Genomic DNA, 14171 nt, shown 5'->3' on the forward strand with positions numbered 1-14171 from the left:
TTGAAGCATGGAAGCGAAGCGAGGACGACCCAAGAAGCAGGAGTTGGTGGTAACCGAGCAGCAACGGGAAGAGTTGGAACGGTTGGTGCGGCAGCCAAGAAAGTCCCGAGCAACAGCGTTTCGGGCACGAATCATCCTGGAATGCGACGGCGGATTGAGTAACGCCGCAGTTGCGGCGAAGCTGAGGACAACTGGGTTTACTGTTGGATTCTGGCGTAATCGTTTCATTGTGGGCGGGATCTCAACTTTGGGAGATGAGCCTCGGCCCGGGGCGCCACGAGAAATCGGCGACGACAAGATTGAGCAGGTCGTCCGGCTCACACTGGAGAAGGCCCCCAAGGGAGCAACCCATTGGTCCAGCCGAATGCTGGCGACGAGAACAGGACTGAGTCAATCCACCATCAGCCGCATCTGGCGTGCCTTTGGTCTGAAGCCACATCGAAGCGAAACCTTCCAGTTGTCGAACGATCCGTTGCTGGTTGACAAAGTGCGGGACATTATTGGGCTCTATCTGTCGCCCCCGCATCATGCGTTGGTGCTGTGCGTGGATGAGAAAAGTCAGATCCAGGCGCTAAGCCGGAACCAACCCGTGTTGCCGCTACGAAGCGGTCAACTTGAGCGCCGCACGCACGACTATCAACGACATGGAGTGACCAGTCTGTTTGCGGCTCTGGATATCGCCACCGGCCGGGTATTGGGCAAATGCTATCGCCGTCATCGCTCTGTAGAGTTCCTCGATTTCTTGAAAAAAATCGATGCGGCCGCCCCTGCCGACCTGGATGTCCATCTGGTGCTGGATAACTACGGAACGCACAAGACCGCCAAGGTTCGACAGTGGCTCCAAAAGAGGCCCCGGTATCATCTGCACTTTACTCCCACACATGCCTCTTGGTTGAACCAAGTCGAACGCTGGTTTGCGTTGTTGACACAACGGCAAATCAAGCGTGGCTCTCATCGAAGCGTCTCGGAACTAGAGGACGCTATTCGGAAGTTCATTGCCGTGCACAACGAGCAACCCAAACCATTCCTCTGGACCAAATCTGCCTCTCAAATTCTTGAGTCCATCGCCCGCTTTGCTTCAACCACCCTTGCCGCCCATCAACCGAACACTTCTGCTAGAAATCAATGACTCAGGAGACTAGGGCACGATTCGCGAAATCCAGTCGTCTGAGAGCGAAACTACTCTTTTCAGAGAGGCGCTGAGATGAAGTCGCTGAGGCCTGAGTCAGAGGACCATCCGCCGTTTTGAGCAGTTGGTCGTATAGACGCTAGGCCTCCTGTTGACCAGCTAGAGCGAGCGAACCCGTAAGTTCCGGAACCAGGCTTCGTCCCCGTGGTTCTGGAGCAGGATCGGGCTCTTCTTCTTGGGCTGCTCGGTGAGCAGCTTGTACACCGGATGCGTGTCGCCCCAGCGCGCCTTGGCTCCTTCGGCAATCACCGGACTCTTCAGGCTGGCATCCACTACTTTCACGCCGTTCACCCAATGCTCGACGTGATCGCCTTTCACCACCAGCTTTGCCGTATTCCACTCACCGGGCTTCTTTGAGACAAGCTGGCTCGGTTTGATAAAGCTATAGAGGGCGCCGGTCTGCTGGTTGTCCTTCAGCTTGTAGCTGTAGTTGTTGTCGTCAATCAACTGGAACTCAAAGGCGACAGTATATAGCTGGCCATGTTCATTCGGCTTCAGCTTGGCCCGGTCACTCGGATGCCGCTCATACTCATCGCGCAAGGTGTCTTCAAACTTCTTGCTGGGGCGGGGAAGACTCTCGTTCAGGAACACCGCATCCTGCAAGCGATACTTCACCCCGCTATTGCCGCGCGGCGATACCTTCCATTCAAACTCCAGCTCGAAATCCGTGTATTCGCCAAGCGAGAACAGATCCTCGTTGATCCAGGGTTTACTGGTGGAATGGATTGCGCCGTCTTCGATGGTCCAGCCATTTCCCGGAACTTGCAGCGTCCGGACATCGCGCCATCCGGCAAAGCTCTTGCCATCAAAAAGGCTCTTCCACTGTGATTGCGCGAAGGCCGCGCTCAGACAAATTGCTGCTGCGATCAGGATCCGTTTCATCTGTCGACTATCATATGAAAGCGATGTCGACGGGGTTTCAAAAACTGCTGCAAAAGAATCTGGGAGCCGCACCGCTCACCCTCACTCTCAAGTCTGGAATCGAAATGCGAGGCACGGTCCAAAAGCTGGAAGAAGACCTGGTCACACTCGCCGTGCCAACAGGCAGCCAGGCCTGGGTCGATTTGCACGAGATTGCGGCAGTTCTGATCCATACTCCCCCGCTGCCCGCTCCGGTTAGCAACGCAAAAGTCTCCTATCGCTGGAAGAACAATCCGCCGGCCGATGCGGAACTTGCCACGGCGCAAGTGCTGCTGGGTTCCATTGTGGAGGCGCTGCAGGCCTTGTCTGCGGAAGACCAGATCCAGAGCATCCGCCTCTTCTCCGGTGAACCCGGCCGTTTCCGCATCGAAGGCAGCAACCTGGAAGCTGGCTTCACACACGAGGAGCCACCACTCCCGGCGCGCGAAATCGTCTCCCTACTGGCCGCGATTCTCTAGCGCCACCCGCACATTCCGGTTGAAGCCCTCGCGCTTTGTCCTGGCGACAGGTGTCTTGCGAAATCGTTCCCGAAACTCTTCTTCTCCCATCTCGGCTAAGGGCGGACAGGCGTTACGCGCCTGGAAGGCCGGCTCTGCCGTCACCGGGGCGCGGCGGTTCCACGGGCAAACATCCTGGCAAATGTCGCAGCCAAACAGATGCTGGCCAAATGCGGCGCGCAACTCCGGAGGCGCTTCCGTTTTGGCTTCGATTGTCCAATAGCTGATGCACAGGCCGCTATCGATCTTCCATCCCGTGCCCTCGGGGACAATGGCGGCTGTCGGGCAGGCTTCGATGCAGCGGCGGCAACTCCCGCAGCGGTCCGGTGGGGGCGTCCCATAGTGGTCCACCTCCAGGCTCAGCAGTAACTCGCCGAGAAAGAACCAACTGCCGGAGCCCTGATGGATCAGACAGCTATTCTTGCCCACCCATCCGAGGCCTGCCTCGCGCGCATAGCTCCGTTCGAGTAGCGGTGCCGTATCCACCACCACCCGCGATTCAAAGGGCTCCCCAATCTGCTCGGCCAACTTGGCGGCCACCCGCTCCAGACCTTCGCGCAACACGTCATGATAGTCGCGCTGGCCCCAGGCATAGCGCGAGATCCAGCCTGTCCCGTCTGCAACGCGCTCTGGCCCTTCCGTGTTGTACAGCTTCCCGACGCAAAGCATTGTCTTGGCGCTTGGGAGCAGATGCCGCGGGTCGGCCCGGACTCCGGCACGATGGTCGGTCAGGTAAGTCATGCCCGCCGCCATCCCATCCTCCACCCAACTCCGATACATCTGATAGTCGGCATGGGGCAGGGCAGGGGTAAGGCCGGCCAACTCAAAGCCCTCCTCATGCGCGGTATCGAGGAGGATTTGCGCAGCAACAGGCACAGTGTAATTATCAACCTATGTGGCTTGTGCTTTTCCTGCTGGCTGCGGCGGACCTCGCCGGCATCCTCCAGAGCCTCGACAATCCAGCCACTCGCGCCGCCGCCCAGCGCTCGTTGATTGCGCTCGCCGAATCTGGCGATCCGTCCGCCCGTCTGGAAGCAGCGCTGCGCAGCCGCAAAGGGGAACTGCCCGCTTTGCCCGCTGCTCGCGCCACCCGCTGGTTTGCCCAGGCGCTCAAAGCTCGTATCCCCCTCGCCTGTCTCGAACAGGCAAAGATCGAGATCGATGCGCGGAAGAATCCGGAACCGATGCTCCGTTGTGCCGCTCAGGCGAGAATCCCCGAATCGCGCTATCTCTTGGGCCGCCTGCTTCTCAATCGAAGCGCCGCTGAGGATGAGCCGCAACGCTTTGAAGGACTTGCGTTGCTTGCCCTCTCGGCAAAGGCCGGCTATGCTCCCGCTCTCCGCCGCTGGGATCTGCTCCTCGACGATCTGACCGCAGAAGACATCGAACGAGTCGAACAGACAGCGAACCGTCTCGATTTTGGCCAGTAGCTTCGATTTTTCTTCGTATTCCCTCTTTGCAATTCAACTCTGCTCTTTGCATTCCGACCGCAAAATGGAGCCATTCGCTTGAGATCTACTTCCTCAAAAGCGAAGGAGCATTAACCTATCACCATACGAGTGGGATCACCCACCAAATTTTTGCGACTCAGCACGGAGAACAATGTCTAAAACTGTCAAGCTCGTCGAAAAGGCCGCCTCGATCGCGGCAAACGCCACTTGGGCGGTGTTTGAAAAGTTGAATGCGATCAACCCGAACCCTTCCTTTACCCCGAAGTGGTCGGATAAGCCGCTCCTTAAGAGCTACCAGAAGACCAAGCCGCCACTCGGCTGGCCCCGCACCACAGATTCCCTCTGTCCGAAGTGCGTTCCCGACATCCGGAACAAGATCATCAACGGCGATCTGCCGGTAGAGATTCTCAAGAACCAGAAGGTCGGCGAAATCAAGGCTCAGATCATCGAGCGCGACGGCAAGATTTTGATGGTGAAGGATTGCGCCACCCACGGTCACTTTGAAGACGTGATGGCCATCGATCCTGCCTTCTTCAAGCATCTCGAAGAAGTGTTCCCCGGCCGCGACATCCGCGCCCACAACGATAAGGACCTGCACAACCACGGTTCTTCGACGATCACCCACGGCCGCGGCGCTGTGCTCACGATCGATTTGACCAATCGTTGCAACATGATGTGTGACCCCTGCTTCATGGACGCCAACCAGGTTGGCTTCGTTCATGAATTGTCCTGGGAAGACATCACCACCATGCTCGACAACGCGGTGAAGATCAAGCCCCGCCGTCAGATGTCGGTTCAGTTCTCCGGTGGCGAACCCACGATGTCGCCTTACTTCCTCGACGCTGTTCGCTACGCCCGCAAGGTGGGCTACAACTCCGTCCAGGCCGCCACCAACGGCATCGAGTTTGCGAAGTCGGTCGATTTTGCCAAGCAGGCTGCTGAAGCCGGTTTGCGTTACGTCTACCTCCAGTTCGACGGCATCGGCAACGCTGCCAACTCGCACCGTGCCGTCGGCAACCTCTTCGACGTGAAGATGCGCGCCATTGAGAATTGCTGGTCCAACGGGATCGACATCGTTCCCGTGACGACCATCGTCAACGGCATCAACAACGAGCAGGTCGGCCGCATCGTCGAGTTTGCTCTCGACAACCCGAAGAAGATCCCCTTCCTCAGCTTCCAGCCCGTGTCCTTCACTGGCCGCGACGAAGAAGTCACCGAAGACCGCCGCGCCGCACAGCGCTACACTCTGTCTCACTTGGCCCACGACGTCAAGAACCAGACCGGTATCGGCGTGCCCGACCGTGACTGGTTCCCCATCTCCGTCATGAGCACCTTTGCTGACTTCGCCGATCTGGTCCACGGACCGGGCGCCGAGTGGGGCCAGGTCTCCTGCGGTTGCCACCCCAACTGCGGCATCGGTATGGCCGTCATGGTCGACAAGGAAACCAAGGAAGCCGTTCCGGTTACCTCCTTCCTCAACGCCACCCAGTTCATGAAGGACGTTGCCAAGCTGAACGATGCTGCCCGCAGCAAGTTCTGGTCGCTCTTTGGGGTCTCCATCGCGCTGATCCGCAACTACAACCCCTACGCTGCTCCCACCCACTTCCGCATCATGGACCTTCTCAAGAAGTTTGACAAGTCCATGGGCGCCACCGGCAAGAACTACGGCAAGGTCACCGGCGAACGTACGATGGCTGACATCGAAAAGCGCCGTGGCGACCGCTGGAACTTCCTCTTCATCGCTGGCATGTGGTTCCAGGATCTGTTCAACTACGACTTCCGCCGTACCGAACAGTGCATCATCCCCTACGCGACGCAGGAAGGCGAAATCTCCTTCTGCGCCTATAACACTGGTGTCGGTTGGCGCAATATCGTCGAGAAGATGCACATGACCGCCACGCTCACCAAGTGGTACGAAGAGCATGGCCGCCACAAGATCTACGCCGGCAACAAGAACGTGGACATGAGCTCGATCGAGCACTCGCTGCTTCTCAACCAGGAAGCTGTCGAAGCCGGCAAGCAGACCGACCTTGACCTCCAGGGCATCGCCAAGAACGCTCGCGAAGAAAAACTCCGCGCCCGTGCCCAGATGATCAAGGAACAAGAGCACCACAAGGAAATGGAAAAGCTCTATCGCAAGGAAGTCCTGAAGGAGCAGACCGTCGAAGGCTTCGTGCCGCTCGGCGACATCAAGCCCGCAGGCCTCCATGGCATCGCTCCAGCCCCCAAGGCTCCCCAACAGGAGACCACGGGCGCGCTCGGCGACTAAGTTTTCAACGTAACGAAGAGTCGCAAATTTCGTTCGCTTCACTCGGCCGGAATCCTGAATCAGGATTCCGGCCTTTTTGTATTCTTGCTATCTGCGCCGGGCCAGTTTGAAGCCAACCAAACCCAATCCGATCATGGCGTAGGTAGACGGCTCGGGAACCGCCGCAACAGGGTCTCCTGTGAGCAGGAAGGCCACGTCAGCTGCACTGTCTGCTTCAAAGTATTCAAAGTAGTTTGTGGTTTTCCAGAACTCGCCACCCGAATACTCATCTCCACTGACGTCCAGGTAGAATACCGCTTCGGCATACGCAGGAAGAGCGTGGCGCCGGCCATTGGAGTTCCTTCGCTATAGAACCGGATGTTGTTCCACTGCCCCCCATCGGGAGTGGTGAACGATTGCCCGACATAGTACTGAACGGTCTGTATTGGTGGTTGGATTCTCGGCAAGGGTCGCCGCTCCCGCACTGGTACTGATTGAGTCATGTTTTTGACATGTCCGGGCCGATTTTTGATGTCCAACTACGTGCCAATGACGCGTATAGAATAGGGCAATGTCTGCTCTACTATCCCGCCGCAATCTGCTTGCTTCGAGCGCAGCTGCCATCCTTCCGCTCCAGGCCAAGACGCTCAAGACCTTTGGGGCTCAGTTGTACACCCTCCGCTCGATCATCAATGAGAAGCCTCTCGAGGTGCTGCAGCAACTCGAAGCCTTAGGCTTTACCGAGGTCGAAGCCATCCGTGGCAATCTCGCTCAGATTTGGGACTCCCTGAAGCAGACCAAGCTGAAGCCCGTGAGTTTGCATATGGATACAAGCTATTTCTTCAAGGATATTGAGAAGCTGAATCCGGCTCTTGACGACGCCAAGTCGAAGGGCTTCGAGTACATTGTCTGCCCCTATATCGCTCCAGCCGACCGCGGTGGCGTCGAAGTCATCAAGAAGCTTGCCGACACCCTCAATAAGACCGGCCAACGCGTGAAGGCTGCCGGAATGAAGCTTTGTTATCACAATCATGCCTTTGAATTTGAACCGGTTGCTGGAACACAAGACCGCCTTCTGGACGTCCTGATGCGCGAGGCGGACAAGTCGCTTGTCGGCCTGGAGCTCGACATCATGTGGGCACAGGTGGGCGGCGTTCCGCCCGAGGATGTCTTCGCCAAGTACAAGGGCCGCATCCCGCTCGTCCATCTGAAGAACGTCTCGAAGATTGCCCCGCAATACAATGAGCGCGTGAAGAAAGAGGACTTCCAAACCGTCGGCGGCGGCGTGATCAACATCCCCTCGGTCCTCAAGGCTGCAACCGCTGCCGGGACGAAGCACTTCTTCGTCGAACAGGACCAGACCCCCGGCAATCCGCTCGATAGCTTGAAGCAATCTGCCGAGTACCTCAAGAAGCTGAACTTCTAGTTGGTTCTTTTCCCGCGCTAGACTCTGGCCGGAAGGAGTCTAGCGCGGAGCTTTGAATTTGTTTTCTAAGTTTCTGAAACAAAGAAAGATGATTCTGTTTTTGATTCTTTGCTTCCGGCTTGCCCTGCGTCCACCCCACCGGCAAACCGGGCTTTCAGCCTGCTACCCTATCTATTTAGGGGAATTCTCGTTTGAAAATTGGTTTTGTTAGTTTGGGTTGCCCCAAGAACCTGGTTGATTCTGAGGTCATGATGGGGCAACTGGCAGCGCACGGGCACGAGCTCACCAGCGCGCCTGAGGACGCCGAGGTCATCGTCGTCAATACCTGCAGCTTCATCAATCCTGCCAAGCAGGAGAGCGTTGACACCATCATCGAGATGGGGAAGTTCAAAGAGACGGGTAAGGCGAAACGTCTGGTGGTTGCCGGCTGTCTGGTGGAGCGCTTCCGTGGCGAGATTGAGGACAATCTGCCTGAGGTCGATGCCTTGATCGGCACCAACGAGATCGAGAAGATCATCGAGGCTTGCGAAGGCGAGAAGTTCACGCCCAGTTCGACGCCCTATCTCTATCACGATCTCTCCCCGCGCGTTCTCACCACCGGCCGCTACTCGGCCTACATCAAGATTGCTGAAGGCTGCGACCACCCCTGCAGCTTCTGCGTCATCCCTCAGTTTCGTGGCGCCTTCCGCAGCCGCCGCTTTGAATCGATCACCGCGGAGGCCACTCGCCTTTTCGAATCAGGCGTTCGCGAGATTAATCTCATCGGCCAGGACACCACCAGCTACGGCGAAGATCTCGGCATCAAGGACGGGCTGGCGCATCTGCTCGGCAGCCTGGCGCAGATCGAAACCCCTTTTGAGAAGTGGGTTCGTTTCCTCTATTGCTACCCGAACCGCGTCACCCAGAAGCTTCTCGACACCATCGCTGAGCACGCCTCGCTGGTGAAGTATATCGATATGCCTCTACAACATGCGAGCCGTAACGTCCTCAAGCGCATGAAGCGTGGCTCGAATGGCGACTTCTTTCTCAAGCTGATTGAGCAGGTGCGTGCCACCATCCCTGGTGTGGCGATTCGCACCTCGATGATCGTCGGCTTCCCGGGCGAAACCGATGCCGACTTTGAAGAGCTGATGCAGTTTGCCGAAGCCGCCAAGCTCGACCGTCTGGGCGTCTTCAAGTATTCCGATGAAGAGACCTCCGGCTCCTTCGCGCTCGACCAAAAGGTTGATGGCCGCACCATCCACAACCGCCAGCGCCGGCTGATGGCGGCGCAACGCAAGATCTCCAAAAAGATCAACAAGTCGTTGATTGGACGGGAGTTCCCGATTTTGATCGAAGGTCCCTCGGAGGAGACGGATCTGCTTTGGCAGGGACGCTTGCCTTCCCAGGCGCCTGAGATTGACGGCTACTGTCTCATCAATGACGTCAGCGATGGCGACCTTGCCAAGGGCCAGATCCGCCGCATCCGCATCACCGAGGCGCATGATTACGATCTCATCGGCGAAGTCTTCGGCGCTCCGGAGCCGATCGTCTCCCGCTTGAGCGACAACCCCTTTCCGATTCTGAACGCTGCTCCCAAACGGCAGCACCAACACATCTAAGAACTATGCCGATCCAGGCCAAATGCCCCATCTGCCGTAAGGTCACCACGCACGGTGACGAATACTTTCCGTTCTGCAGCAAGCAATGCCAGGACATTGATTTAGGGAAGTGGGCGAACGAGGAATATAAGATTCCCGGTCCACCGGTCCAACTTGTTCAGGAAGACGAGGACGATGAGATTCGCGATCGCTGAGGTGATTGCGACCAGCTTTTATGCCGGCTATACGCCGAAGGCTCCCGGCACCGCCGGTGCGCTCTTCGGCGTTCTGCTTGTCTACCTCCTGCATCGCTACGCCTTCTTCATCGACATCCATTTCGCGCTCCTTAGCGCAGTGCTCCTGCTTCCCTCCATCTGGGCCTCGAACCAGATGATCGACACTCTGCAATTGAAGGATCCGCAGTGCATCGTCATTGACGAAGTGCTCGGCCAGGTGATCGCCTTCACAGCCGTGGTCCAGTACAGTTGGCTCAGCTACCTGGTTGCCTTTCTGCTCTTTCGCGCCTTCGATATCTGGAAACCCTTTCCTGTGAACATGTTCGAGAAACTACCTCGTGGGCTGGGTGTGATGGCCGACGACCTGATGGCCGGCGTTTATGCGGCTTTTGTCATTTACCTGCTGCGCAACTTCGGCAACATGACGTCACTGTAATCCTGGTCTGACAGAATAGAAGCAGCCGTTCCATGTCCTCCATTCGAATCGATCGTGTCCAACCGCAAGCCGCGCTGCCAGGTGGGGAATTCACCATCCGCGGAACCAACCTCTCCGGTGAGCAACGCCCGGAAGTTCTATTCGGCGACGCCCCGGGTTCCATCGTTGTGGGCTCTGGGCATCTTGTCATTGCCAAAGTGCCGGATGCTCCTAGCTATGGCGAACTCACCGTGCGTCACGAAGGTGCTACCTCCAATGCCTACCACTGCGCCATCGGAATCCAACTCGCCGACAGCCTGCACCCGGTTGCGAATCCCGTTGCCGATGCCGAAGGCAACATCTACACCACCTTCTCCGGAACCCGTGGGCAGAAGACTGCGGTCTCGGTCTATAAGATCGATCTGAACTACGACTGTCGTCCCTTCGTCAGCGACATTATTAATGCGACCGGTCTTGCCTTCGACGCCGAAGGCTTGCTCTATGTCTCCTCGCGCAACGAGGGCACCATCCACCAGATCACTCCTTCCGGCAACATGAGCACCTTCGTCGAAGGAATGGGCATTGCCACCGGACTCGCCTTTGACCCGGCGGGCAATCTCTATGTAGGCGATCGCTCGGGCACCATCTTCAAGATCGGACCCGATCGCGAAGTCTTCGTCTTTGCCACCCTCGAACCGTCCATCGCCGCCTACCATCTGGCCTTTGGTCCAGACTCGTATCTCTACGTCACCGGCCCCACCACTTCAAGCTTCGATTCGATCCAGCGCATTGCTCCCAACGGCGAAACCGAACTCTTCTTCCGTGGCCTCGGCCGGCCACAGGGCATCACCTTTGATCACGACGGCAATCTCTATTGCGCGGCGAGTTTTGCCGGACACCGCGGTGTGGTGCGGATCGATCCGCAGCGCGAAGCCTCGCACTTCCTGTCCGGCCACAATATCGTCGGCCTTTGCTTCCTGCCCTCGCGCTCGCTTGCGGTTGCCACCAACAATGCCATCTACCGCGTCGACGTCGATATCGCCGGAGCCTGATTCCCCCTCATGCACGCCGCCATCATTGCTGTTGGAAGTGAACTGCTGACGCACACGCGTCTCGATACGAACTCGCTGTACCTCACAGAGAAGTTAAACGACATGGGCGTCGAGGTGGTACAGAAGCTCATCGTCGGCGATCATCGCGGTGGTCTGGAGAAAGCGGTGCGCTACGCTCTCGAATCGGCGCAGCTCCTCATCCTTACGGGCGGGCTCGGGCCTACCGAAGACGACCTCACGCGCGAGGCCGTTGCTGCCGCCACCGATCGAGCCATCCATTTCGATCCGGAAGTCTGCGCTTGGCTGGAGGCGCGCTTCCAGTCCTTTGGACGCACCATGTCGGAGATTAACAAGCGCCAGGCCTATGTCCTGGAAGGCGCCGAGGTGCTGCCGAATGGCCGCGGCACCGCTCCCGGGCAATGGCTCTCCTTGCCCCACAACCAGATTGTCGTTTTGCTGCCCGGGCCACCGGGCGAAATGAAGCCCATGGCCGGCCAGGAATTCTTCCCTCGTCTGCAAAAGATTCTGCCGCCGCTTGCACTGGCCACCGCCACCTTCCGTGTCTCGGGCATTGGCGAAAGCGACCTCGACGCGCTCATCGCTCCCATTTACAAGCCCTATGAGCGCCCTGTCACCACCATTCTTGCCAAGGCCGGGGACATCACCGTTCACCTTCGTACCCAAGCCACCACGCAAACCGAAGCCGACGCGCTCACCTCGGAACTCGCAGCGAAGATCGAAGCCGCTCTCGGCAATAAAATTTACTCGCACGATGGCTCGCCGCTCGAAGCGGCGGTCCTGCGTCTGCTTGAAGCAAAGGGCCAGACGGTCGCAGTGGCGGAGTCGCTCACTGGCGGCATGCTCGGCTCGCGCCTGTCTGGCATTGCAGGCGCCTCCAAAGTTTTTGTTGGTGGCTTCATCAGCTATAACAATGGGCAGAAGCAAAGTCTGCTCGGTGTCGATCCCTGGGCTATCGCTGAACATACCGAAGTGAGTGAAGAGGTTGCGTTGCAGATGGCTGTTGGTGCGCAGGAGCGGGCCAACGCGCACTGGGCATTGAGCCTGACCGGCTATGCAGGTCCCGATGGCGGCACTGCAGAAAACCCGGTGGGCACGGTTTTTTGTGGTATCGCAGGCCCCGGCGGATTCCGCAAAGCGCATCGCTTCCGTTATCCCACCGGAGATCGCGATCGCATCCGCCAGTTCGCGGTGCAGTCTGCGTTAAACCTACTTCGCCTCACTCTCATTTAAGCTAGTGTTGATGGCGAATCCTCAGCGCAACGTCCTGGGCCAGATCCTGGTCCCCTGTTCTACAAATCCAATGACCGGTTTCTTCCGCACGGGCTGCTGCGAAACCAATGAAGAGGACACTGGGCGGCATCTCATTTGTGCGCTCATGACGGAAGACTTCCTGGCCTTCTCAAAGGCTGCTGGCAATGATCTGTCCACCCCGCACCCGGAGTTTGGTTTCCCCGGTTTGAAGCCCGGAGATCAATGGTGCCTCTGTGCGCTCCGTTGGAAGGAAGCGCTCGAAGCCGGATGCGCTCCCCAGGTGGTTCTCGAGTCCACGCACCATAGCGTGCTGCAGTTTGTCACCATGCCCGATCTGCACGCCCACGCCATTGTTTTGCCGGGCCCTGTGCACTAGCTCCATTCGAGCGCGACATAGCGCACTTGGCCCTCGCGCTCCACTTGCAGCACCATGGCGTCGCCGGGCTTCAGCCGTTCGAGCGCCTCTCGTAGGCTCTCCACCGTCGTCGTGACCAGGCCATTGAGGCCATAGATCACATCACCCACCTCAAGATCGATGTCTTGTGTGACGCCGTCGGCGCTTTTCGCCGCCACTACGAGGCCGTACTCATGCCGGTACGGGCCCAGAATCTGCGCATTGTCCTTGGTGAGAGGCACCAGCAGCGCACCCAGCCGCCGCACCAGATTCTTCTCTACGCTCACCATGCCGGACATCTTCTCGTGGTGCGCTTCCTCTTCATCGACGGTGACGTTCAACGGAACTGTCGTCTTGCCTCGTAATACGGTGAAGCTCATCTGGTCCCCTTTGCGCTTGCGATAGATTTCCATGGTCACCTGCCGCAGGTTTTTGACCTTCACTCCATCCATCGTCAGAATCAGATCGCCGCTCTCCATGCCTCCCTTGTCGGCAGGCCCCTCCGGGGCAACATCGCTCAGAATCACACCGCTGGTTGCCTCAATGCCCAGACCCTTGGCCAGCAGAGGCGTCAGATTCTGCGCCGCGATTCCGATCATGCCCCGCCGCACGCCGCCATAGGCGCGAATCTGGCGATAGGCCTGACGCACCACGTTGGAAGGGATCGCAAATCCGATGCCTTCATTGCCGCCGCTCTGGGTCATGATGAACGAGTTGATCCCCACCAGTTGCCCAGCTGCATTCACCAGTGCTCCACCGCTATTGCCCGGATTGATGGCGGCGTCGGTCTGGATATAGGCGATCGGGTTCTCCTCTCCCACCGTTCGCCCGGGAGAACTCACCACGCCCATCGAGACAGAATTCTCTAGGCCGAGGGGGCTGCCAAATGCCAGAACGATATCTCCTTGTTCGAGCAGGTCACTGCGGCCGAAGGCGAGATGCGGAAAATTCTTTCCTTCGATTTTGATGACAGCCAGATCGCTTTCCCGGTCGATGCCGACAATCTTCGCGTCCACCGCCTGCCCTTCGCCAGTGCCTCCGCGTGGCGCCACCTTCACGCTGTAAGCGCTCGACACGACATGCGCGTTGGTAATGATGTAGCCCTCGGCATCGATCAAGACGCCACTACCGCTGCCCCGTTGCCGGCGGAGCAAGCCGGTGCCCTTGGTGCCTTCTTCCTCACCAGTGGAATACTTTGCAACCACGATCTCGACGACACAGGGAGAAACCTTCCGGGCCAGTGCCCGCACGCTCTGGCTGAAGGAACTGAGCTCTTGGGGAGGCGCCGCCGCCGGAGGTGTCTGACCCAAACTGGGAGCGCTGGTGAGAGCAAGGAGTACAACGAGGTGCACGAATCGCATTTGAATTTCATTGTCGCTGTTCTGAAGCGGGATGATTTCGCGATCCATCGCGCCGCAGCGTTGCCAACGGCTCTGTACTGCGCTAAACTCAGACATTGTGGTGGCACGCATTTCGTGTGCCCTTACGCG

General features: G+C 58.2%; 15 protein-coding genes. 11 read left to right on the forward strand and 4 right to left on the reverse strand.

Features of this window, described 5'->3' with window-relative positions:
• The first annotated feature begins 7 nt into the window (after positions 1-7).
• On the forward strand, positions 8-1129 hold the full coding sequence (locus M017_RS0114165; RefSeq protein WP_051669437.1) for an IS630 family transposase: 1122 nt from the start codon (positions 8-10) through the stop codon (positions 1127-1129).
• Positions 1130-1288: 159 nt separating this feature from the next.
• Here the strand turns inward: M017_RS0114165 and M017_RS0114170 are convergent, their stop codons facing one another.
• Positions 1289-2071, reverse strand: coding sequence for a 3-keto-disaccharide hydrolase (locus M017_RS0114170; RefSeq protein ID WP_051670079.1), 783 nt, complete (start codon positions 2069-2071; stop codon positions 1289-1291).
• A gap of 14 nt (positions 2072-2085) precedes the next feature.
• Between M017_RS0114170 and M017_RS0114175 the strand changes: the two genes are divergently transcribed.
• The gene (locus M017_RS0114175) at positions 2086-2568 is read left to right on the forward strand and encodes a hypothetical protein (protein ID WP_238325894.1); all 483 of its coding nucleotides are present in this window, start codon (positions 2086-2088) and stop codon (positions 2566-2568) included.
• On the opposite strand, the gene queG is transcribed toward M017_RS0114175, so the two are convergent.
• Complete coding sequence (gene queG / locus M017_RS0114180; protein WP_051670081.1) at positions 2548-3483, reverse strand: tRNA epoxyqueuosine(34) reductase QueG; 936 nt, start codon at positions 3481-3483, stop codon at positions 2548-2550. The genes M017_RS0114175 and queG overlap by 21 nt on opposite strands.
• 17 nt (positions 3484-3500) lie before the next feature.
• Here queG and M017_RS0114185 point away from each other — a divergent pair, with 17 nt between their 5' ends.
• Positions 3501-4037 (forward strand): hypothetical protein, encoded by a 537-nt coding sequence (locus M017_RS0114185; RefSeq protein WP_031498734.1) that lies wholly within the window; start codon positions 3501-3503, stop codon positions 4035-4037.
• Between the two features lie 172 nt (positions 4038-4209).
• Positions 4210-6327, forward strand: a complete 2118-nt coding sequence (locus M017_RS0114190) for a radical SAM protein (protein ID WP_035957805.1) — start codon at positions 4210-4212, stop codon at positions 6325-6327.
• An 87-nt stretch (positions 6328-6414) separates the two neighbouring features.
• Here the strand turns inward: M017_RS0114190 and M017_RS30740 are convergent, their stop codons facing one another.
• A complete protein-coding gene (locus M017_RS30740) occupies positions 6415-6522 on the reverse strand; it encodes a PEP-CTERM sorting domain-containing protein (protein ID WP_080507758.1) in 108 nt (35 codons plus the stop codon).
• Positions 6523-6877: 355 nt separating this feature from the next.
• Between M017_RS30740 and M017_RS0114195 the strand changes: the two genes are divergently transcribed.
• From M017_RS0114195 to M017_RS0114225, 7 genes are all read left to right on the forward strand, one after another.
• Entirely contained in the window at positions 6878-7732 is an 855-nt protein-coding gene (locus tag M017_RS0114195) for a sugar phosphate isomerase/epimerase family protein (RefSeq protein WP_031498736.1), read from the forward strand.
• Between the two features lie 191 nt (positions 7733-7923).
• Positions 7924-9333, forward strand: a complete 1410-nt coding sequence (gene rimO, locus M017_RS0114200) for a 30S ribosomal protein S12 methylthiotransferase RimO (protein ID WP_035957806.1) — start codon at positions 7924-7926, stop codon at positions 9331-9333.
• Positions 9334-9338: 5 nt separating this feature from the next.
• Positions 9339-9527, forward strand: coding sequence for a DNA gyrase inhibitor YacG (locus M017_RS0114205; RefSeq protein ID WP_031498739.1), 189 nt, complete (start codon positions 9339-9341; stop codon positions 9525-9527).
• Positions 9508-9984, forward strand: a complete 477-nt coding sequence (locus tag M017_RS0114210) for a phosphatidylglycerophosphatase A family protein (protein WP_031498740.1) — start codon at positions 9508-9510, stop codon at positions 9982-9984. The genes M017_RS0114205 and M017_RS0114210 overlap by 20 nt, the downstream gene beginning before the upstream one ends.
• 32 nt (positions 9985-10016) lie before the next feature.
• Positions 10017-11015 carry an SMP-30/gluconolactonase/LRE family protein gene (locus M017_RS0114215; protein ID WP_031498741.1) on the forward strand — a complete coding sequence of 333 codons (999 nt, stop codon included), beginning with the start codon at positions 10017-10019 and terminating at the stop codon, positions 11013-11015.
• Between the two features lie 9 nt (positions 11016-11024).
• Positions 11025-12266 (forward strand): competence/damage-inducible protein A, encoded by a 1242-nt coding sequence (locus M017_RS0114220; RefSeq protein WP_031498743.1) that lies wholly within the window; start codon positions 11025-11027, stop codon positions 12264-12266.
• Between the two features lie 10 nt (positions 12267-12276).
• Complete coding sequence (locus M017_RS0114225; RefSeq protein ID WP_031498746.1) at positions 12277-12663, forward strand: DUF2237 family protein; 387 nt, start codon at positions 12277-12279, stop codon at positions 12661-12663.
• On the opposite strand, the gene M017_RS0114230 is transcribed toward M017_RS0114225, so the two are convergent.
• Positions 12660-14138 (reverse strand): trypsin-like peptidase domain-containing protein, encoded by a 1479-nt coding sequence (locus tag M017_RS0114230; RefSeq protein WP_238325895.1) that lies wholly within the window; start codon positions 14136-14138, stop codon positions 12660-12662. The two genes, M017_RS0114225 and M017_RS0114230, sit on opposite strands and share 4 nt — an antisense overlap.
• Positions 14139-14171: the final 33 nt, after the last annotated feature.

It is taken from the genome of Bryobacter aggregatus MPL3, from assembly GCF_000702445.1.
GTDB classification, from domain to species: Bacteria; Acidobacteriota; Terriglobia; order Bryobacterales; family Bryobacteraceae; genus Bryobacter; species Bryobacter aggregatus.